The sequence below is a fragment of the Actinomadura kijaniata NBRC 14229 genome, from assembly GCF_001552175.1.
GTDB classification, from domain to species: domain Bacteria; phylum Actinomycetota; class Actinomycetes; order Streptosporangiales; family Streptosporangiaceae; genus Spirillospora; species Spirillospora kijaniata.
In genome coordinates this window covers 1-19,799 of the sequence record NZ_BCQR01000204.1, presented here as the reverse complement: position 1 = coordinate 19,799, position 19,799 = coordinate 1, and the positions used below count along the sequence as shown (strand labels likewise).

Here is a 19,799-nt window from a genome sequence, read left to right as displayed (position 1 = left end):
CGCCACCCGCCGGTCGCCCAGCGGGGCCAGCCGCCGCCGCAGGCCGACGGCGGGCGGGGCGGGCACGGGGGGCAGCCACAGCGCGACGGCCAGCGCGGCGACGGCGGCCAGCGCGGTGACGAACCAGATCGTCCCCCGCCACGACACGGCCTCGCCGAGCAGCGTGCCGAGCGGGACGCCCAGCGCGGTGGAGGACACCAGCCCGACCGACACGTACGACAGCGCGCGGCCCCGGTGCTCGGGAGCCGCCAGGGCGGCGGCGGTCGCCCCGGCGGCCGGGGTGAACATCGCCGCTCCGGCCGCGGCGACCGCTCGGGCGGCCAGCACCCAGCCGTAGCCGGGCGCCAGGGCGGTGGCGGCGTTGCCGAGCGCGAGCACCACCAGCCCGGTCAGCAGCACCCGCCGCCGGGGCCAGGCGCCGGTCGCGGCGGCCATGACGGGTGACAGCAGCGCGTAGGCCAGGGCGAACACGGTCACCAGCTGGCCCGCCGCCGGGACGCCGACCCCCAGCGAGCCGGCGATGCCGGGCAGCACGCCCGCGACGACGAACGCGTCGGTCCCGATGGCGAACGTTCCGCCCGCCAGTACGAGCGCCCGCGCCGGGACGCCTCCGCGCGGCGCGGGAACGGCCGTGGCGGCCACGGGGGACGGGCGGGGTGGTGAGGTCATGGGCACTCCAAAAACGGTACCGATCAGTTCCGTTTGTGGACGGTACTGATCGGTACCGTTTCTGGTCAAGGTCGGCTATCGTGGGCGGCATGCCGACCCGTGCCCGTGACCGGCTCCTGCAGGCCGCCGAGGAGCTCTTCTACGCCGAGGGGATCCGCGGGGTGGGCGTGGAACGCCTGCTGGCGGCGTCCGGGGTGGGCCGCGCGTCGTTCTACCGGCACTTCGCCGGGAAGGACGACCTGGTCGCGGCGGTCCTGCGGGAGCGCGACGAGAGGTGGCGTCGCGAGCTGGACGCGGAGGTCGCCGCGCGCGGGGGCCACCCCCTCGCCGTGTTCGACGTGATGGCCGGGCGGTTCGGGCGGGAGGACTTCCACGGCTGCTCGTTCGTCAACGCCATGGCCGAGACCGGCGACCGCGACCACCCCGTCTACGCGCTGGCCGAGGAGCACAAGCGCGCCGTCGCCGACTTCTTCGGGCGGCTGCTGGCGGACTCCGGTCATCCCGCCGACGGGGCCGGGCGCGAGGAGCTGGCGCAGCGGCTGGTGCTGCTGCTGGACGGGGCGATCGTCACCGCGCTGCGCGACCGTTCCGCCCGCCCCGCCCTGCGTGCCCGGGCGATCGCCGAACTGCTGCTCGCCCAGGACGCGGAGCTCAGCCCGTCCGGCTGAGGTGGCGCAGGGCCAGCAGGCCGCCGACGCCGGGCACGGCGGCCCGCCACCGGGTTCCGGCCGTGGCCGGGACGAGCCAGGTCGCGGCGAGGGTGGCCAGGTAGGCGGTGCCGTGCACCGGCCCGCCGAGCGAGGTGATCACTTCGGTGTGGACGGTCGCCAGGTTGACCAGCAGGAGGGCCAGCGAGAGCGCCTCGACGGCGGCGGCGACGCGGAGTGCGCGCATCGGTCACGCCCCCGTGGTGGAGCCGGGGCGGACGATCATCAGGACGGTGACGGTCGCCCACAGCAGGTTGAACACGCCGGTCATCATGGACAGCCGGGTGGCCGTCGCGCGCGTCACCACCGTGTCCGTCCCCGTGCCCGTCGCGGCCAGCAGGCGCTGCTGGCCGGGCAGGATGGCCCCCACCAGCAGGATCGCGGCGACCGTGGTCAACGCGATCGACGTCACCAGCCAGGCGTCGCCCAGCACCCCCATGCGGGCGCCGGTGGCCGCGCCGAACGCCGGGACGGCGACGCCCACCACGGTGTAGCCGCGGCAGACGCGGTACAGGAACGCGGCCGTGCCGGGTGACTCCCGCGCGTACCGGGGGAACAGCGAGGCGGCCACCGCGACCGGCCCGATCGCCAGGATCGCCGCCAGGACGTGGATCGACAGCAGCAGTTTGGTCATGCGGGCTCCTTGAGTAGGTCGCCAATATGTTGGCTACCAATACATAGCACGCCAACACTTCGGTTGTGTAGGCTGCCTACTCATGAAGGGTGATGCGGTGCGCGGGCATCTGGACGGCCTGCTGCTGGCCGCGCTGGAGTCGGGTCCGCTGCACGGTTACGCGATCATCGCGGCGGTGCAGGAGCGCAGCGGCGGCGCGCTGGAGCTACGGACCGGGACGGTGTACCCGGCGCTGAACCGGCTGGAGCGGCTCGGCCTGCTGCGCAGCGGATGGCAGGCGATGGGCGAGCGCAAACGGCGCTGCTACGAGCTGACCGACGCCGGCCGGCGCTCCCTGGCCGAGGAGCGCAGCGCCTGGCGCGCGTTCACCGCCGCCGTCGGCGCGGTGCTGGACCCCGGGCCCGCGACATGACCGCGCCCGCGATCGAGGAGCACGTCACGGCGCTGGCGTCGGCGCTGCGCGGCCCGGCGCGCGTCCGGGACCGGATGGTGCGGGAGGCGCGCGACGGCCTCCTCGACGCGGCCGACGCCCTCGCGGCCGAGGGGCTGCCGGACGACGAGGCCGCCCGCCTGGCGGTGCGCGACTTCGGCGCGGTCGAGGAGATCGCCCCCGACTTCCAGCGGGAGCTGGCCGTCGCCCAGGCGCGCCGCACCGCCGGGACGGTCGCGCTCGTCGTCCCGTTCCTGGTGGCCTGCTGGACGATGGTGGGCGACCCCGGCCCGGGAACGGCGTCCCTGGTCGCCGGGCTGCTGGCCGTTTACGCCGGGGGCGTCGCGGTCGTCACGGCCGTGCTCGCCGCCGCCGCGCTGGCCGCGACCGGCACGGTCGCCCGCCGCCTGCCGGACCCGCACCGCCTGCCGGAGCTGGTCGCCTGGACGGGCACCACGGCGGGCGCGGCGCTGGGCGTCGGGGCGCTGGCCGTCACGGTCTCGGCCCTGCTGACGGCGGACTGGCGGCTGGCCGCCCTCACCGGGGCCCTGACGCTGGTCTCGCACGCCAGGGTCGCCGCGTCGGCCCGCGCCTGCCGCACCTGCGCCCGCCTGGCCCCCTGACGTCAGGAGGCGCAGCCTGGGCCGCCGACGCGCCGAGCGCGACGGCGAGCAGGGGAGCGGCGAGGGCGAGCGTGCGGAACATGCGCATGGGATGACTCCTTGAGGGGGCGGCCGCCGCCGGAACCTTAACGATCTTCAGTGCCCCGCGCCGGGGGCTGACGCAGTGCCACCAGACCGGCGCTCGTGCGGACGTGGAGGATCCCGTCACCGGGCAGCACCGCCAGCCCGTGTTCGAGGTACTGATCCCCGAGAGGGGCGAGGTGGACGGGATGGAGCACCTCCGCACCGGTCTCCACGATCCAACGCGGGGCGCCGGCCGCCGTGTCGAACGCCGACACCGTGCCCGTCGTGGCGGCGACGTGGACGACACCGCCCGCCACCACCGGTGGACCGACGCAGGAGCCGAACGGCCGGACCCGGCGGGGTCGAACGGCTCATCGGTGCGGGCCGGGTCCCCGACCGCCCGGGACTCCCGCCCGTCAACCGGACTTCCGGCCCCCCGGATGATCGCTCAGAGCGAACGTTGCTGAGGAAATTATTTCGTGCTCCGTTTTCTTGAGTGTGTATGACTCAACCTGAGTCGCCCGAACACGGACTTGGAGCTGAAGCATGAGCGAGACCCTGACGCTGCCGGTGCTGCCTCTGGACGACGGGGCCGTTCTGCCGGGCATGGTCGTTCCGCTGGACCTGTCTGAGGGCGAGGTCCGCGCCGCCGTCGAGGCCGCCCGGGCCGTCGCGCGGCCCACCGGCCCGGGCATCCGCTCGGCCGCCAAGCCGCGCGTGCTGCTGGTGCCCCGCCGCAACGGGCAGTACACGGCGGTCGGGACCCTCGGCGTGATCGAGCAGGAGGGGCGGCTGCCCGGCGGCGAGCCGGGGGCCGTCGTGCGCGGGGTGTCCCGCGTGCGCATCGGGCAGGGCACCACCGGACCCGGCGCGGCGCTGTGGGTGGAGGGCGTCCAGATCGAGACGCCGCCGGCCACCGGCCGCGCGAACGAGCTGGCCAAGGAGTACAAGGGCCTGGTCAGCGCCATCCTGCAGAAGCGCGGCGCGTGGCAGGTCGTGGACGTGGTGCAGCAGATCGACGACCCGTCGACGCTGGCCGACAACTCCGGCTACGCGCCCTACCTGACCGACGACCAGAAGATCCAGGTCCTGGAGACCCCCGACGTCGTCGAGCGGCTCACCCTGGTGATCGGCTGGGCGCGGGAGCACCTGGCCGAGCTGGACGTCGCCGAGACGATCCGCAAGGACGTCCAGGAGGGCATGGAGAAGACCCAGCGCGAGTACCTCCTGCGGCAGCAGCTGGAGGCCGTCCGCAAGGAGCTCGCCGAGCTCAACGGCGACCCGGCCGACGAGGAGGACGACTACCGCGAGCGCATCGAGGCCGCGAACCTGCCCGAGAAGGTCCGCGAGGCGGCGCTCAAGGAGGTCGACAAGCTGGAGCGCTCCTCCGACGCCTCCCCCGAGGGCGGCTGGATCCGCACCTGGCTGGACACCGTCCTCGACATCCCGTGGAACGAGCGCAGCGAGGACTCCTACGACATCGCGGGCGCGCGGGCGATCCTGGACGCCGACCACACCGGTCTCGACGACGTCAAGGAGCGCATCATCGAGTACCTGGCCGTGCGCAAGCGGCGCGAGGAGCGGGGCCTCGGCGTCGTCGGCGGGCGGCGCAGCGGCGCGGTGCTGGCGCTGACCGGTCCTCCCGGGGTCGGCAAGACCTCCCTGGGCGAGTCGATCGCGCGGGCGATGGGACGTGAGTTCGTGCGCGTGGCGCTCGGCGGCGTCCGCGACGAGGCCGAGATCCGCGGCCACCGGCGCACCTACGTCGGCGCGCTGCCCGGCCGGATCGTGCGCGCCGTCCGCGAGGCGGGGTCGATGAACCCGGTCGTGCTGCTGGACGAGATCGACAAGGTCGGCTCCGACTACCGGGGCGACCCGACCGCCGCGCTGCTGGAGGTGCTGGACCCCGAGCAGAACCACACGTTCCGCGACCACTACCTGGAGGTGGAGCTCGACCTGAGCGACGTGCTGTTCGTGGCGACCGCCAACGTGGTCGAGGCGATCCCCGGCCCGCTGCTGGACCGCATGGAGCTGGTGGAGCTGGACGGCTACACCGAGCACGAGAAGGTCACCATCGCCCGCGACCACCTGGTCCCGCGCGAGCTGGAGAAGGCCGGGCTGGACGGCGAGGAGGTGACGTTCACCGAGGCGGCGCTGCGCAGGCTGGCCTCCGAGTACACGCGGGAGGCCGGGGTGCGCTCCCTGGACCGCGCCGTCGCCCGCGTCCTGCGCAAGGTCGCGGCGAACGTGGCCCTGGACCGGTCCGCCCTGCCGCTGACCGTGGACGCGCCGGACCTGAAGGAGTACCTGGGCCGTCCCCGGTTCACGCCGGAGGCGGAGCTCAGCCGGTCCGAGCGGCGCACGGCCGTCCCGGGCGTGGCGACCGGCCTGGCCGTGACCGGCGCGGGCGGCGACGTCCTCTACATCGAGGCGTCGCTGGCCGACCCGGAGACCGGCGGGACGGGCGTGACGCTCACCGGCCAGCTCGGCGACGTCATGAAGGAGTCGGCGCAGATCGCGCTCAGCTACCTGCGGTCGCGCGGGGCCGAGCTGGAGCTGCCGGTCGGCGACCTGAAGGACCGCGGGGTGCACGTCCACGTCCCGGCCGGGGCCGTGCCCAAGGACGGGCCGAGCGCGGGCATCACGATGACCACCGCCCTCGCCTCGCTGCTGTCGGGCCGCCCGGTCCGGCCGGACGTGGCGATGACCGGTGAGGTGTCGCTGACCGGCCGGGTCCTGCCGATCGGCGGCCTGAAGCAGAAGCTGCTGGCCGCCTCCCGGCTCGGGATCACCACCGCGATCGTGCCCAAGCGCAACGAGCCGGACCTGGAGGACGTGCCCGCCGAGGTGCTGGAGAGCATGACCGTCCACACCGTCAGTGACGTCCGCGAGGTCCTGGACCTGGCGCTGGAGCCCGCCCGGCAGGTCGTCGCGGTCTGACCCGCGGGGACGACGGGGCCGCCTCTCCCCGGAGGGGCGGTCCCGTCGTGTTTATCTCCCCTCACAGTGGTTAGGCGGCCGGGTGGGAGCGAGAACGACCACGTCGTGGGGGAGGGACCTCATGCGGGACCACGAGTTCCTGGCCCGGGTCCGCGAGCGGGGCGGGTACGCCGACCAGGACGAGGCGCGCCGGGTCACCGTCGCGGTGCTCCAGGTGCTGGCCGAGCGCGTCACGGCGGGGGAGGCCAAGGACCTGGCCGCGGAACTTCCCGGTTCGCTGGCGGGGGCGCTGGCCCCCGGGCGCGGGTCGGCCGACCGGTTCGGCGTCGAGGAGTTCTGCCGCCGGGTGTCCGGACGCCTCGGGGACGGCTCCCGCGCCGCCGAGCGGGACGCCGGCGCGGTGCTGAGCACCGTGGCCGACGCCGTCCCGCCCGGCGAACTCGACCATCTCACCGGCCGGCTCCCGTCCGGCTACGCCGCGCTGTTCGGCCGGGCCGGGCTCGGAGCCTGAAGGAGACCGCCATGACCGTCACGAAGTTCCAGGACCTGCCGCTGGCCGACCGGGACCGCGAGTGGGACGGCCCGGCCGCGGAGAAACGCGTCCGCGCCTGGGCCGACGCCGAGGACGAGCCGAACGCCGCCTACCGCGACGCGCACCTCTGGTATGACGGCGACAAGCCCGACAACTTCACCAGCTACAAGCTGCCGATCGCGGACGTGGTCGGCGGGAAGCTCAAGGCCGTCCCGCGCGGGATCTTCGCCGCCGCGGCCGTGCTGGACGGCGCCCGCGGCGGCGCGGACCTTCCGAAGGACGAGATCTCCAGGGTCAAGGCCCACCTGGCCAAGTACTACGCGAAGATGGACGAGACCCCGCCCTGGGACGAGTGACACCGGGCCGCGGCGCCGCCCGGCCATGATGGGCGGATGAAGATCCGGTGCGTGTGCGGGGCGGTCATCGTCGACCAGAGCGACTTCCTCCCGGACAAGGCGCGGCTCATCGCCGACCGGGACTGGGAGGACGTCCTCCATCCCGAGGGCGACGCCCCGCTCGAACGGGTCCGGGAACGGGCCTGGAGGTGGAGCCGCTCGCTGTGGCAGTGCGCCGCGTGCGGCCGGCTCTACGTCGACGACCGGAACGGCCGCCCGCACCGTTTCGACCCGGCGGAGGCCGACGTCCCCCGGGACCTGCTCGGCTCGGTCCACGGGGAACGCTGGAAGGGCCACCTGCGGGGGTACTGGCGCGCCTCGCGGCCCGGGGCGCCGGGCGACCTCTGGTGGTCGTGCGGGGCGGACGACGAGGGGTTCGAGGAGTTCACCTCCCGGGAGGCGCTGGAGAGGCGTTACCGGGAGGTGTTCGCACGCCTGCGCTCGCTGGACATCCTGCGTTCGGCGCTGCTCAGCGAGGGGGAGCGCACGGTCCACCGGTGGCCCGAGGCCGCCCCGGGCCGGGTCACCCCAGGCTGAGGCCGACGGCCCACATCCCCGCGCTCGCCACGCCGGCCAGGGACAGCAGGCACCCGAGCGCCATCCGGGCGTTCTCCCCGGGGCGGCGGACCGCGGCCAGCACGCCGAACGCCGCGACGACGACCCCGAGCAGTCCGAGCCCGCCCCAGCCGACGCCGCGCCACCGGAGCCGGTCGAGCGCTCCGGTGTCGGCGCGCACCGCCTCGGCGCCGGGCCCGCCGGACGCCGGCAGCCGCGCGGGGTAGGCGCCGCCGGGGTCCACGCCGTCGGTGTCGTGCTCGTCGAAGGGACGCACGTACCGCCGCGTGACCCGGCCGTCGTCGGAGCGGAACGTTCCCGAGCAGAACCGGGACGACCGGATCCTGTCGCACGCGTCCACGGTGTACCGGCCGGGAACGCCCCGGTCGACGACCGCCCGCGCGTCCAGGTACTTGCCGGAGAACCCCGTCCACCCGGTGAAACCGAGCGCGAGCCCGACGATGAGCGGGACGACGGCCCGCTTCCACCGTGCCTCCTGGCGCCCGTCCGTCCGCTGGTCCATGTCCCTCGCTCCCACCGCCGCGGTGGTGGGAGCGTACTGGAGCGGAAGGCGCGGTGGTCCGGTCGGCCCCGGGCCCTCCTCGGTGGGCGGCGCCGTGCGCCTCCGCCGCAGCTCGTCGACCCCGTCCGGACGCCGTCCGCGATCGTGTCGGGACGGACCGTGCTCCGAGCGCATGAATGTCGGTCAAGCGGGGACCAAGCGTGGGGCAAGGCCCCCTGGGATCCGACGAGACGCGAGGAGCGAAAGGTGACGAGCACGGCGGAGATGCGACACACGACGTCCCGGGAGGAACGCGCCCCCTGGTACGTGGTCCTGCTGCGGATGGCGGGCGTGCTGGTGGCACTGGGAGCGCTGGGGGTGTTCTTCTACTACGCGTTCCGCCTCACCCTGATGCCCGTCCAGGACAACGGCCAGGCCGGCGGCAACCTCCGCCCCGGCAACTCGCTCCGCTTCTACCTGGAACGCCCCACCAGGGAGGCGCTGCTGCAGATCGGCGGGAACGTCCTGCTGCTCGCCCCGCTCGGCGTGCTGCTGCCGTGGATCTCGGTGCGGCTGCGCGGGCTGTTCCGCCTGGCGGTCGTCGTGGCGCTGCTGTCGCTGGCCATCGAGTGCGTTCAGGGCCTGCTGGTGCTGGGGCGCGCGTTCGACATCGACGACGTCATCCTCAACACCGCCGGGGCCGTGCTCGCCTACCTGTTCCTGGGCCGCAGGGTCTCCCGCGCCATGCGCGGCTGACCCGGTGTCGGCTAACGCGGTGTCGGCTAACGCGGTGTCAGCCTGAAGACGCGCAGCTGTCGTTCCACCCGCTCCACGTAGCGGTCGTAGACCGGCCACACCTTCAGCAGCCTCGGCCACACCTCGGCGCGCTCCTCGTCGGAGAGCAGCCGCGCGGTGACCGGGACGGTGCGGCCCCGGAACGACACCTGCGCGTCGGGGTGCTTCAGCAGGTTCCCCGTCCACGCCGGGTGCTTCTCGCGGCCGAAGTTGGAGCCGACCACCACCCACGAGCCGTCCTCGTCGGGCATGCACGCCAGCGGCGTCGTGCGCGGCAGGCCGCTGACCGCGCCGGTCGTGGTGAGCACCAGGCTCGGCACGAGCGCCTGCCCCAGCAGGAACCGCCCGCCCGAGGCCCGGTGCAGCGCCCGGTCGAGCGGCGGCACGATCCTCGGTCCCACCCTGGAGAACCACCGCGCGCCCGACACCCTCGTCATGAGGGGGCCGAACGCGCGCCGCGCGAAGGTCTGCTGGGGCATCGTGAGTCGCTCCTTACCGCCGGGCGCCATCCGCCCGGCCCTGCGGGGATCGAGGTGTCCCGCCTCGGCGAGCCAGCGCAGGGAGTCCGCGACGGTCTCCCGCACCGGCCGCAACGTCAGGTCCAGGGCGGCCAGCGCCGGTTCGTCGTCGGTCGGCACCAGCGTCACCATGAACTCGGCGGCGTCGCGGGTCAGGGGGTAGTCGAACGGCCGCACCCGCTTGGCGGCGTCCAGCAGCGTTCCGGCGCCGAGCAGCGCGCCGCCGGGAACGCGCAGCCGGCGGCACGGCACCCCGGTCAGCGAGTCGCACAGGTCCGCGTACCGCGGCCAGGTGAGATGGTGCCCGCCCAGCAGCCACCGCTCACCGCCCCGGCCGGCCGAGACCGCGCGGGCCAGGGCCTCGCCCAGGTCGCGCACGTCGACGACCGAGACCCCGCCCGGCGGCAGCGGCCACATCCTGCCGAGCGCCCCGGCCATGCCCTCCATGAGCGCGTCCAGCGTCGGCTGGTGCGGCCCGCACACCCCGCCCGGATACACGACGACGACCGGGGCGCCGCCGTCCTGGAGTTCCCGCACGTACCGCTCGGCGGCCAGCTTGGAGCGCCCGTAGTCGTTGCGCGGCGACGCCAGCGGCGAGGCGGCGGTGATGACCGGACCGGCGGGCGGCACGAACACCGCGATCGTCGACACGTGGACCACCGGCGCCAGACCCGCCTCGACCGCGCCGCCCACGACGTTCCGGGTGCCGCGCACGTTCACCTGGAGGAGGTCCGGCCGCGCGCCGCCGGGCGGGGCGGAGGACGGCCGCGCGCCGTTGCCGGGGGAGGCGGGGCCGGTGACGCCGATCGCGGCGGCGGTGTGGATCGCCGCGTCGCAGCCGCGCATCGCCTCGGCGACGGCGGCGGCGTCCAGCATGTCGCCGGGGACCAGCTCGACGTCCTCGGCGGCGACGCCGATCGCGGCGAGCACCTTGGCGGTCTTGCCGGGGTCGCGGACCAGGGCGCGCGGCCGGTGCCCGGCGGCCAGCAGGGCGCGCGCGGTGTAGGAGCCGACGAAGCCGGACGCGCCGGTGAGGAAGACCCGCATGCGAGAAAACTAGCGCTTGTTAGGCATTGGAGGGAACCTCTGGACCCGCCGCGGGGCGGGACTTTTTCGGTCGCCACCATTGCGGGGAAGGGCCCGTCCCGGCCATTGACGGCCCTGGAACGCTCCATCACACTCGGGGCGCACCTACCGCCGACCGGGAGGGGAGCCATGAGGATCGGACTGGCCGGGGCGGGGCGCATCGGAGCGCGTCACGCCGCCGCCCTGTGTCAACTGCCCGAGATCGAGTCGCTGGTGGTGGCCGACGCCGACCCCGCGCGGGCCCGCAAGCTGGCCGCCGGACTCGGCGGGGCCGCCGTCGCGGTGGACCCGGTGGAGGACCTGTTCACCGCCGGGCTCGACGGCCTGGTGGTCGCCGCCGCCTCCGCCGCGCACGCCCCGCTCGTCGGTGCGGCGGTGGCCGCCCGCATTCCGGTGTTCTGCGAGAAACCGCTCGCCACGGACCTTGATGGAACGTTCCAAATCGTGTCCGCCGCCCGCGCCGCCCGGGTCCCGGTACAGGTCGGCTTCCAGCGCCGCTTCGACGCCGGGTACCAGGCCGCCCGCGAGGCCGTCGCCGCCGGGACGCTCGGCTGGCTGCACACCGTCCGCTCCTGCACCCTCGACCCCGCGCCGCCGCCCGCCTCCTACCTGCCCACCTCGGGCGGCCTGTTCCGCGACTGCGTGATCCACGACCTGGACTCCATCCGCCACGTCACCGGCCGCGAGGTCGTCCGGGTCACCGCCGCCGGGGCCAACCGGGGCGACGCGATGTTCCGCGAGCACGGCGACGTCGACACCGGCGCGGCGCTGCTGGTCCTCGACGACGGCACGCTCGGGCTGGTCGCGGCGACCCGCTACAACGCCGCCGGGTACGACGTGCGGCTGGAGCTGTTCGGCTCCAAGGACAGCCTGGCCGCCGGGCTCGACCCGCGCACCCCCGTCACCCCCGTGCCGGGCGACCGGCAGCCGCAGCGCGCCTACGAGGGCTTCCTCGACCGCTTCGCCGACGCCTACGACGCCGAGCTGCGCGCGTTCGTCGAGGTCGCCGCCGGGCGGCGCGCCAACCCGTGCCCGCCCGAGGAGGCGCTGGAGGCGTTCTGCCTGGCCGAGGCGTGCGACCTGTCGCTGCGCGAGGGCCGCGCCGTCGATCCCGCCGAGGTCCGCCGCGCCGCGGGGGTGGCGCGATGAGGGTCGCGGGCGCGCCGATCTCCTGGGGCGTGTGCGAGGTGCCGGGGTGGGGCCACCAGATGGCGCCGTCCCGCGTGCTGGCCGAGATGCGGGAGCTCGGCCTGGCCGCCACCGAGCTGGGACCCGAGGGCTTCCTGCCCGCCGACCCGCGCGAACGCGACGCCCTGCTGGCCCGCGACGGCCTCGCGCTGGCGGGCGCGTTCGTCCCCGCCGTCCTGCACGAACCCGGCCACGACCCGCTCCCGGAGGTCGTCCGCGCGATGGACGCGCTGCCCGGTGGCGCGGTGCTGGTGCTGGCCGCCGCCACCGGCCGGGACGGCTACGACCAGCGGCCGGAACCGGACGCCGCCGCCTGGGCGGCGCTGCTGGACCGGCTCGACGCCGTCGCCCGGCTGGCCGCCGACCGGGGCCGCCTCGCCACCCTGCACCCGCACGTCGGCACGGTCGTGGAACGCCGCGCCGAGGTCGAACGCGTCCTCGACGGCTCCGCGATCCCGCTGTGCCTGGACACCGGGCACCTGATGGTCGGCGGCACCGATCCGGTCGCGCTCGCCCGTTCGGCCGCCGACCGGATCGGGCACGTCCACCTCAAGGACGTCGACGCGGCCCTGGCCCAGCGGGTCCTGACCGGCGACCTCGGCTACACCGAGGCGGTCGCCGGCGGCATGTACCGGCCGCTCGGCCGGGGGGACGTCGACATCGCCGAGATCGTCAGCACGCTGGAGGCGGCCGGGTACGGAGGCTGGTACGTCATGGAACAGGACACGGTCCTCACCGCCGAGCCCGCGCCGGGCGCCGGGCCGCGCGACGACGTGCGGCGGAGCCTGGCCTTCCTGGCGGAGGCGACGCGATGAACGCCGCCCACGCCCGTGCCGCCCACGACCTCATCACGATGGGCCGCGTCAGCGTCGACGTCTACCCGCGCGACATCGGGGTACCGCTGGAGGACGTGGAGACGTTCGGCAGGTACCTCGGCGGCAGCCCCACCAACGTCGCCGTCGCCGCCGCCCGCCACGGCCGCTCCACCGCCGTCGTCACGCGGACCGGCGACGACCCGTTCGGCCGGTTCGTGCGCCGGGCGCTCAAGGAGTACGGGGTGGACGACCGGTTCGTGTCGGCGGTGCCGGGGCTGCCGACGCCGCTGGCGTTCTGCGAGATCTTCCCGCCCGACGACTTCCCGCTGTACTTCTACCGCCACCCCAAGGCCCCCGACCTGGAGATCCGTGCCGGGGAACTCGACCTGGACGCCATCGCCGCCGCCCGCGTCATGTGGGCGACCGTCACGGGCCTGTCGGAGGAGCCGAGCCGCACCGCCACGCTGACCGCGCTGGAGGCCCACCCGGGCACGACCGTCCTGGACCTGGACTGGCGGCCGATGCTGTGGCGCGACCCCGGCCGGGCCCGCCCGCTGGTCCGCCGCGCGCTGGAGCACGCGACCGTCGCCGTCGGCAACGTCGACGAGTGCGAGGTCGCCGTCGGGGAACGCGACCCGCGCCGCGCCGCCGCCGCGCTGCTGGACCTGGGCCTGGACCTGGCGATCGTCAAGCGCGGCCCGGACGGCGTGCTGGCCGCCACCCGGGCCGGGACCGTCGAGAGGCCGCCGGTCCCGGTCGAGGTCGTCAACGGGCTGGGCGCGGGCGACGCGTTCGGCGGGGCGGTCTGCCACGGCCTGCTGGCGGGCTGGGACCTGGAGCGCCTGCTCGCGTTCGCCGGGGCGGCCGGGGCGATCGTGGCGTCCCGGCTGGCGTGCTCGGCCGCCATGCCCACCACCGCCGAGGTCGAGGCCCTGCTACGAGAGGGGAAGGGCTGACATGAAGCCGCACCTGCCCGCCGGGGCCGCCCGCCGCGGCCCCTACGACGTGTACGTCACGCCCGAGACCGCGGGCTGGTCGCACACCGCCCTGCGCGTGCTGGACCTGCCCGCCGGGGAGTCCCACACCTTCGACACCGGCGGGTTCGAGACGGTCGTGCTGCCGCTGGCCGGGGGGTTCACCGTCACCTGCGAGGGCGAGAAGTTCGACCTGCGCGGACGCCGGAGCGTGTTCACCCGCGTCACCGACTTCGCCTACGTCCCCCGCGACAGCCGCGTCACCGTCACCGGGGAGGGCCGGTTCGCGCTGCCCGCCGCCCGCTGCGACGACCGCCTGGCCCCGCGCTACGGCCCCGCCGAGGAGGTCCCGGTCGAGCTGCGCGGCGCGGGGGCGGCCAGCCGCCAGGTCACCAACTTCTGCACCCCCGAGGGCTTCCCGCACGCCGACCGGCTCATCGCCTGCGAGGTGCTGACGCCCGGCGGCTGCTGGTCGTCGTTCCCGCCGCACAAGCACGACGAGCAGACCGCCCACGAGTCGGAGCTGGAGGAGATCTACTACTTCGCCGTCCGCGACGGGGGCCGCGGCTACATGCGCGTGTACGGCACCGAGGAGCGCCCCATCGACGTGCTCGCCGAGGTCCGCACCGGTGACGTGGTGCTGGTCCCGCACGGCTGGCACGGCCCGGCGATGTCCCCGCCCGGCCACGACCTGTACTACCTCAACGTCATGGCGGGCCCGTCGCCCGAACGCGCCTGGCGCATCACCGACGACCCCGCCGAGGCCGCGGTCCGCGACACCTGGCCCGGCCTGCCCCTCGACCCCCGCCTTCCCCTCACCAGCGCGCAGGAGGCACCGTGAGACTCACCGTCGGGCAGGCCCTGGTCCGCTTCCTGGCCGCCCAGCACTCCGAACGCGACGGCGAGCGCCGCCCGTTCTTCGCGGGCTGCTTCGGCATCTTCGGCCACGGCAACGTCGCGGGCCTCGGCCAGGCCCTCCTGGAGGAGGGGTTCCCCTACTTCATGGCCCGCAACGAGCAGGCCATGGTCCACACCGCCGCCGGGTACGCGCGGATGACCGACCGGCTCGCCACCTTCGCCTGCACCACCTCGATCGGCCCCGGCGCGACCAACCTGGTCACCGGCGCCGCCCTGGCGACCGTCAACCGGCTGCCGGTGCTGCTGCTGCCCGGCGACGTCTTCGCCACCCGCACCGCCAACCCCGTCCTCCAGGAACTGGAGGACGCCCGCTCCCACGACGTGTCGGTCAACGACACCCTCAGACCGGTATCCAGGTACTGGGACCGGATCAACCGGCCCGAGCAGCTCCCCTCGGCGCTGCTGGCCGCGATGCGCGTGCTCACCGACCCGGCCGAGACCGGCGCGGTCACCCTCGCCCTGCCGCAGGACGTGCAGGCCGAGGCGCACGACTGGCCGGAGGAGCTGTTCGCCCCGCGCGTGTGGCGGGTGCCGCGCCCGCTGCCCGAGACCGACGCGGTCACCGAGGCCGCCGCGCTGCTGGCCGCCGCCGAACGCCCCCTGGTCGTCGCGGGCGGCGGCGTGATCTACGCGCGCGCCACCGACGAGCTGCGCGCGTTCGCCGAGCGGACCGGCATCCCCGTCGCCGAGACCCAGGCGGGCAAGGGCGCGCTGCCGTGGGACCACCCCCAGTCGGCCGGCGCGATCGGCGCGACCGGCACCCCCGCCGCCAACGCCCTGGCCCGCGAGGCCGACGTGGTGCTCGGGATCGGCACCCGCTACAGCGACTTCACCACCGCCTCGCGCACCGCGTTCGCCCGCGAGGGCGTCCGGTTCGTCAACCTCAACGTCGCCCGCCTCGACGCCGTCAAGCTCGCCGGCGTCCCCCTGGTCGCCGACGCCCGCGAGGGGCTGCGGGCGCTGGCCGCCGCGCTGGCGGGCCACACCGTCGCCGACGCCTACCGCGAGGAGATCGCCGCGCTGACCACCCGCTGGAACGCGGCCGTCGACGCGGCCTGCGCGCCGCGGGGCCGCGTCCCGGTCGCCCAGGCCGAGGTCATCGCCGCCGTCAACGACGCGAGCGGGCCCCGCGACGTCGTCGTGTGCGCCGCCGGGTCCATGCCCGGCGACCTGCACAAGCTCTGGCGCGCCCGCGACCCCAAGGGCTACCACGTCGAGTACGGCTACTCCTGCATGGGCTACGAGATCGCCGGCGGGCTCGGGGTGAAGCTGGCCGCCCCCGACCGCGAGGTGTTCGTCATGGTCGGCGACGGCTCGTACCTGATGATGGCGCAGGAGATCGCCACCGCCGTCGCCGAGGGGATCAAGCTCGTCGTCGTGCTGGTCGACAACCAGGGCTACGCCTCCATCGGAAATCTGTCGGAGTCGGTCGGCGCGCAGCGGTTCGGCACCCGCTACCGCGCCCGCACCGACACCGGCCTGGACGGCGGCCCGCTGCCGGTGGACCTGGCCGCCAACGCCGCCAGCCTCGGCGCCGACGTCATCCGCGCCGCCACCGCCGACGAACTGCGCACCGCTCTCCGGCGAGCCCGGGCCGCCACCCGGACCACGGTCGTGCGCGTCGAGACCGATCCGCTGCTCCCGGCTCCCGACAGCGAGGCCTGGTGGGACGTCCCGGTCGCCGAGGTCGCGGCCCTGGACTCCACCCGGCAGGCCCGCGCCCGGTACGAAAAAGATCGACGGGCGCGACGGCACCATCTCTGATCCCTACGATTCATCCCACCCCCCAGGGAGAACGGAGAGCCCCCGATGAAGGGAACGTTTCGTCTGGTGAGCGTCGCCGCGGCGGCGGTGCTCGCGTTGAGCGCGTGCAGCGGCTCGGGAGGACGCAAGGCCGAGCAGGCGGCCGACCCGGCGAAGGGACCGCGCCTGAAGGTCGCGATGGTGACGCACTCGGGCCAGGGCGACACCTTCTGGGACGTCGTGCAGAAGGGCGCGCGGGCCGCCGCCGCCAAGGACAACGTCGAGCTGCTGTACTCGGCCGACCCCGACGGCGGCAAGCAGGCCCAGCTCGTCCAGTCCGCCATCGACAAGAAGGTCGACGGCATCATCGTCACCCTCGCCAAGCCCGACGCGATGCGCGACGTGCTCGCCCGGGCCAAGGCCGCGAGCATCCCGGTCGTGTCGATCAACTCGGGCGCCGACGCGTCGGCGCGGCTGGGCGCGCTGGTCCACTTCGGGCAGGACGAGAAGGTCGCCGGGGAGGCCGCCGGGACCCAGCTCGCCAAGATCGGCTCGAAGAAGGCGCTGTGCGTGATCCACGAGCAGGGCAACGTGGGCCTGGAGGACCGCTGCGCCGGGGCCCGCAAGACCTTCGGCGGCGACCTGCAGAACCTGTTCGTGCAGGGCACCAACATGCCGCAGGTCAAGTCCTCGCTCACCGCCAAGCTCCAGGCCGACAAGGGCATCGACGGCATCCTCACCCTCGGCGCGCCGTTCGCCAACACCGCCGTGGACGTGGTGCGGGAGACCGGCGGCAAGGCCAAGGTCGCCACCTTCGACATGAACAAGGAGCTGGTCGCCTCCATCAAGGGCGGCGCGATCGCGTTCGCCGTGGACCAGCAGCCCTACCTGCAGGGCTACCAGGCCGTGGACGGGCTGTGGCTGATGAAGACCAACGGCAACCACCTCGGCGGCGGCCGCCCGGTGCTGACCGGCCCGGCCATCGTCAGCGGCGACAACGCCGCCTCCATCGAGGCGTTCGCCAACCGGGGGACCCGGTGAGCCAGGCCGTGGCGCGGCCGCCGTCGGCCGCGGCCGACGAGCGGCTCGGCCGGCGGTCCCCGGCGCGCCGCCTGCTGGCCCGGCCCGAGCTGGGCGCGCTGCTCGGCGCGATCGCGGTGTTCGTGTTCTTCTCGGTCGTCGCCGACGCGTTCCTCCAGGCCCCGTCGTTCTCGACGGTGCTGTACGCCTCCTCCACGTTCGGGATCATGGCGGTCGGGGTGGCGCTGCTGATGATCGGCGGCGAGTTCGACCTGTCGGCCGGGGTGATGGTCACCACCTCCGCGCTGATCGCCGCGCTGGTCGGCTACCAGCTCACCCTGAACCTGTGGGTGGGCGTGCTGGTCTCGCTGGTGCTGACGCTGGCGCTCGGGTTCCTCAACGGGCTGCTGTACGTGCGGACGGGCCTGCCGAGCTTCATCATCACCCTCGGCACGTTCTTCATGCTGGCCGGGGCGAACCTCGGCGTCACCAAGCTGGTCACCGGCAACGTCGCCTCCGACTCGGTCCGCGACATGGACGGCTTCGCCTCCGCCCGCGCCGTGTTCGCCGCCGACGTCCAGGTCGGCGGCGTGCAGGTCAACATGACCGTGTTCTGGTGGCTGGTGTTCGTCGCCGTCGCCACCTGGATCCTGCTGCGCACCCGCGTCGGCAACTGGATCTTCGCGGTGGGCGGGAACGCGGCCAGCGCCCGCGCCGTCGGCGTCCCGGTCGACCGCACCCGGATCGGGCTGTTCATGGGCGTGGCGTTCTGCGCCTGGTTCTCCGGGATGCACCTGGTGTTCGCGTTCGCGACCGTGCAGTCCGGCGAGGGCGTCGGCAACGAGTTCTTCTACATCATCTGCGCCGTCATCGGCGGCTGCCTGCTGACCGGCGGCTACGGCTCGGCGATCGGGGCGGCGATCGGCGCGTTCATCTTCGGCATGGTCAACAAGGGCATCGTGTACGCCGAGTGGAACCCCGACTGGTTCAAGTTCTTCCTCGGCGCGATGCTGCTGGTGGCCACCGTCGTCAACCTGGTCGTCCGCCGCAGAGTGGAGCAGTCGAGATGACCGACGCGCGGAACGGGACGCCGCTGGTCGAGCTGGACGGCGTCGGCAAGCACTACGGCAACATCATCGCGCTGCACGGTGTGTCGCTGGACGTGTCGGCGGGCGAGGTCACCTGCGTGCTGGGCGACAACGGCGCGGGCAAGTCCACCCTCATCAAGATCATCTCCGGGTTGCACCGGCACGACGAGGGCGTCCTGCGCGTGCAGGGCGAGGAGGTCTCCTTCGCCTCGCCCCGGGAGGCCCTGGACCGGGGCATCGCCACCGTCTACCAGGACCTGGCGGTCGTCCCGCTGATGCCCGTGTGGCGGAACTTCTTCCTCGGCTCGGAGAAGCGCCGCGCGTTCGGGCTGATGGACATCCCGTACATGCGCCGCACCGCCCGGGAGGAGCTGCTGCGCATGGGCATCGACCTGCGGGACGTGGACCAGCCGATCGGCACCCTGTCGGGCGGCGAACGCCAGTGCGTGGCGATCGCCCGCGCCGTCCACTTCGGCGCGAAGGTCCTCATCCTGGACGAGCCGACCGCCGCGCTCGGCGTCAAGCAGGCCGGGGTGGTGCTGCGCTACATCGTCCAGGCCCGCGAACGCGGCCTCGGCGTCGTGTTCATCACCCACAACCCGCACCACGCCTACCCGGTCGGGGACCGCTTCCTGGTCCTCAAGCGCGGGCGGAGCCTGCACCACTGCGCCAAGTCCGAGATCACGCGCGAGGAGCTGACCGCGCTGATGGCGGGCGGCGCGGAACTGGAGGAGCTCGCCCACGAACTCCAGTCCACCTCCGACGACGACCGCGCCGGCACGGCGGCGGCCGAGGAGCTCGCCCGGGAGGCGAAGGGACTGCACGCCACGAAGGAGGACTGAACGCGTCAGATCCAGGTCGCCCGCTCCAGGATCCGGTCGAGGTTCGGGGTGTTCCACTCGTCCACGACCAGGATCCTGGACTGCGGGAACAGCCAGGTGCGCTGGGTGAAACGCGGTTCCGAGGGGAGTACCCGCCCGGTGGTGTTGTCGGTGGCCACGCAGCGCATCCGCCACTCGTAGTACTCGGCCGTGCGGTTCCCGACCCGCGCGGTCCCCTGCCGGACCCGGCGCTCGCCGAGCGCGCCGATGTGCTTGGTCATGTCGGGGCTGGGCGGGCAGACGTGGCCGACGTCGTTGGCCGGGTGGAAGAACCGGCCGCGCTGGTAGACGCCCGCGTTGTTGACGTCGTCCGCCCTCCAGCGCATCCCGTGCTCGTCCAGCACGGCGAAGCCGGGGCAGGCGTCGTTGTAGGTGTCCTTCATGATGCGCGTGGTCTCGGCGGAGGGGCAGCGGCCGGGGAAGTTGACCCGGTGGCTGGCCCCGCCGCGGCCGGGTGCCGACGGCAGGCGGGTGACCTTCCACCCCTCGGACAGGGTGAGGCGCAGGGGGCCGACGGCCACCGGGCGGCCCGGCAGGGCGGCGGGGGAGGAGGGCGCGGCGGCGACGCGGCGTTCGGCCGGGTCGGGCCTGGTCGCCTGGTAGACGCCGATCCCCGCCGCCGTGGTGCCGACGACGGCCGTGCCCGCCACCGCCACCGCGCCCTTGGCGCCGAGCGCCGACAGGACCCCCGACGAGCCCGCGGTCGCGGCCGTCCCCCCGGCC

22 protein-coding genes and 1 pseudogene are annotated in these 19,799 nt (G+C 74.5%); 16 read left to right on the top strand and 7 right to left on the bottom strand.

What is annotated here, in order from left to right; genetic code table 11:
* On the bottom strand, positions 1 to 669 hold a 669-nt coding region (locus tag AKI01S_RS42750; RefSeq protein WP_157420554.1), incomplete at its 3' end, for an MFS transporter.
* Between the two features lie 89 nt (positions 670 to 758).
* Between AKI01S_RS42750 and AKI01S_RS42745 the strand changes: the two genes are divergently transcribed.
* The gene (locus tag AKI01S_RS42745) at positions 759 to 1,337 is read left to right on the top strand and encodes a TetR/AcrR family transcriptional regulator (protein ID WP_067831654.1); all 579 of its coding nucleotides are present in this window, start codon (positions 759 to 761) and stop codon (positions 1,335 to 1,337) included.
* On the opposite strand, the gene AKI01S_RS42740 is transcribed toward AKI01S_RS42745, so the two are convergent.
* Both AKI01S_RS42740 and AKI01S_RS42735 read right to left on the bottom strand, forming a co-directional pair.
* The gene (locus AKI01S_RS42740) at positions 1,321 to 1,563 is read right to left on the bottom strand and encodes a DUF3817 domain-containing protein (protein ID WP_067831649.1); all 243 of its coding nucleotides are present in this window, start codon (positions 1,561 to 1,563) and stop codon (positions 1,321 to 1,323) included. The genes AKI01S_RS42745 and AKI01S_RS42740 overlap by 17 nt on opposite strands.
* Positions 1,564 to 1,566: 3 nt before the next feature.
* Positions 1,567 to 2,010, bottom strand: a complete 444-nt coding sequence (locus AKI01S_RS42735; RefSeq protein WP_067831647.1) for a hypothetical protein — start codon at positions 2,008 to 2,010, stop codon at positions 1,567 to 1,569.
* 82 nt (positions 2,011 to 2,092) lie between these two features.
* Here AKI01S_RS42735 and AKI01S_RS42730 point away from each other — a divergent pair, with 82 nt between their 5' ends.
* Positions 2,093 to 2,422, top strand: a complete 330-nt coding sequence (locus AKI01S_RS42730) for a PadR family transcriptional regulator (protein ID WP_067831645.1) — start codon at positions 2,093 to 2,095, stop codon at positions 2,420 to 2,422.
* Positions 2,419 to 3,063, top strand: coding sequence for a permease prefix domain 1-containing protein (locus tag AKI01S_RS42725; RefSeq protein ID WP_067831643.1), 645 nt, complete (start codon positions 2,419 to 2,421; stop codon positions 3,061 to 3,063). Before AKI01S_RS42730 ends, AKI01S_RS42725 begins: the two co-directional genes overlap by 4 nt.
* A 125-nt stretch (positions 3,064 to 3,188) precedes the next feature.
* Here AKI01S_RS42725 and AKI01S_RS42720 read toward each other — a convergent pair whose 3' ends face one another.
* Positions 3,189 to 3,446, bottom strand: coding sequence for a hypothetical protein (locus AKI01S_RS42720; protein ID WP_067831641.1), 258 nt, complete (start codon positions 3,444 to 3,446; stop codon positions 3,189 to 3,191).
* A gap of 226 nt (positions 3,447 to 3,672) precedes the next feature.
* On the opposite strand from AKI01S_RS42720, the gene lon reads away from it, so the two are divergent.
* From lon to AKI01S_RS42700, 4 genes are all read left to right on the top strand, one after another.
* The gene (gene lon / locus AKI01S_RS42715; RefSeq protein ID WP_067831639.1) at positions 3,673 to 6,066 is read left to right on the top strand and encodes an endopeptidase La; all 2,394 of its coding nucleotides are present in this window, start codon (positions 3,673 to 3,675) and stop codon (positions 6,064 to 6,066) included.
* A gap of 121 nt (positions 6,067 to 6,187) precedes the next feature.
* Positions 6,188 to 6,577 carry a DUF2267 domain-containing protein gene (locus tag AKI01S_RS42710; protein ID WP_067831637.1) on the top strand — a complete coding sequence of 130 codons (390 nt, stop codon included), beginning with the start codon at positions 6,188 to 6,190 and terminating at the stop codon, positions 6,575 to 6,577.
* 11 nt (positions 6,578 to 6,588) lie between these two features.
* Positions 6,589 to 6,954, top strand: coding sequence for a hypothetical protein (locus AKI01S_RS42705; protein WP_067831635.1), 366 nt, complete (start codon positions 6,589 to 6,591; stop codon positions 6,952 to 6,954).
* A gap of 36 nt (positions 6,955 to 6,990) precedes the next feature.
* Positions 6,991 to 7,530: a DUF8617 domain-containing protein gene (locus AKI01S_RS42700; protein ID WP_067831634.1), complete on the top strand. Its 540-nt coding sequence runs from the start codon at positions 6,991 to 6,993 to the stop codon at positions 7,528 to 7,530.
* Here AKI01S_RS42700 and AKI01S_RS42695 read toward each other — a convergent pair.
* Positions 7,517 to 8,071 carry a hypothetical protein gene (locus tag AKI01S_RS42695; RefSeq protein ID WP_067831633.1) on the bottom strand — a complete coding sequence of 185 codons (555 nt, stop codon included), beginning with the start codon at positions 8,069 to 8,071 and terminating at the stop codon, positions 7,517 to 7,519. The two genes, AKI01S_RS42700 and AKI01S_RS42695, sit on opposite strands and share 14 nt — an antisense overlap.
* A 246-nt stretch (positions 8,072 to 8,317) precedes the next feature.
* On the opposite strand from AKI01S_RS42695, the gene AKI01S_RS42690 reads away from it, so the two are divergent.
* On the top strand, positions 8,318 to 8,806 hold the full coding sequence (locus AKI01S_RS42690; protein ID WP_245682017.1) for a VanZ family protein: 489 nt from the start codon (positions 8,318 to 8,320) through the stop codon (positions 8,804 to 8,806).
* Between the two features lie 26 nt (positions 8,807 to 8,832).
* Here AKI01S_RS42690 and AKI01S_RS42685 read toward each other — a convergent pair whose 3' ends face one another.
* Positions 8,833 to 10,410, bottom strand: a complete 1,578-nt coding sequence (locus AKI01S_RS42685; protein ID WP_067831632.1) for a nitroreductase/quinone reductase family protein — start codon at positions 10,408 to 10,410, stop codon at positions 8,833 to 8,835.
* Positions 10,411 to 10,578: 168 nt separating this feature from the next.
* Between AKI01S_RS42685 and AKI01S_RS42680 the strand changes: the two genes are divergently transcribed.
* From AKI01S_RS42680 to AKI01S_RS42645, 8 genes are read left to right on the top strand one after another with little or no spacing between them, the layout of a single operon-like run.
* Positions 10,579 to 11,598, top strand: coding sequence for a Gfo/Idh/MocA family protein (locus tag AKI01S_RS42680; protein WP_067831631.1), 1,020 nt, complete (start codon positions 10,579 to 10,581; stop codon positions 11,596 to 11,598).
* The gene (locus AKI01S_RS42675; RefSeq protein ID WP_067831629.1) at positions 11,595 to 12,452 is read left to right on the top strand and encodes a TIM barrel protein; all 858 of its coding nucleotides are present in this window, start codon (positions 11,595 to 11,597) and stop codon (positions 12,450 to 12,452) included. Before AKI01S_RS42680 ends, AKI01S_RS42675 begins: the two co-directional genes overlap by 4 nt.
* Positions 12,449 to 13,408, top strand: coding sequence for a 5-dehydro-2-deoxygluconokinase (gene iolC, locus AKI01S_RS42670; RefSeq protein ID WP_067831627.1), 960 nt, complete (start codon positions 12,449 to 12,451; stop codon positions 13,406 to 13,408). The genes AKI01S_RS42675 and iolC overlap by 4 nt, the downstream gene beginning before the upstream one ends.
* Before the next feature lies 1 nt (position 13,409).
* Complete coding sequence (gene iolB / locus AKI01S_RS42665) at positions 13,410 to 14,267, top strand: 5-deoxy-glucuronate isomerase (protein WP_067831625.1); 858 nt, start codon at positions 13,410 to 13,412, stop codon at positions 14,265 to 14,267.
* Positions 14,264 to 16,108, top strand: a complete 1,845-nt coding sequence (gene iolD / locus AKI01S_RS42660) for a 3D-(3,5/4)-trihydroxycyclohexane-1,2-dione acylhydrolase (decyclizing) (RefSeq protein ID WP_218010034.1) — start codon at positions 14,264 to 14,266, stop codon at positions 16,106 to 16,108. The genes iolB and iolD overlap by 4 nt, the downstream gene beginning before the upstream one ends.
* A 45-nt stretch (positions 16,109 to 16,153) precedes the next feature.
* On the top strand, positions 16,154 to 17,128 hold the full coding sequence (locus AKI01S_RS42655; RefSeq protein ID WP_067831621.1) for a sugar ABC transporter substrate-binding protein: 975 nt from the start codon (positions 16,154 to 16,156) through the stop codon (positions 17,126 to 17,128).
* Complete coding sequence (locus AKI01S_RS42650; RefSeq protein WP_067831619.1) at positions 17,125 to 18,177, top strand: ABC transporter permease; 1,053 nt, start codon at positions 17,125 to 17,127, stop codon at positions 18,175 to 18,177. Before AKI01S_RS42655 ends, AKI01S_RS42650 begins: the two co-directional genes overlap by 4 nt.
* Positions 18,174 to 19,037, top strand: coding sequence for an ATP-binding cassette domain-containing protein (locus AKI01S_RS42645; protein ID WP_067831617.1), 864 nt, complete (start codon positions 18,174 to 18,176; stop codon positions 19,035 to 19,037). Before AKI01S_RS42650 ends, AKI01S_RS42645 begins: the two co-directional genes overlap by 4 nt.
* A gap of 5 nt (positions 19,038 to 19,042) precedes the next feature.
* Here the strand turns inward: AKI01S_RS42645 and AKI01S_RS52160 are convergent.
* Positions 19,043 to 19,799, bottom strand: a pseudogene (locus AKI01S_RS52160) (hypothetical protein); the annotation flags it as partial.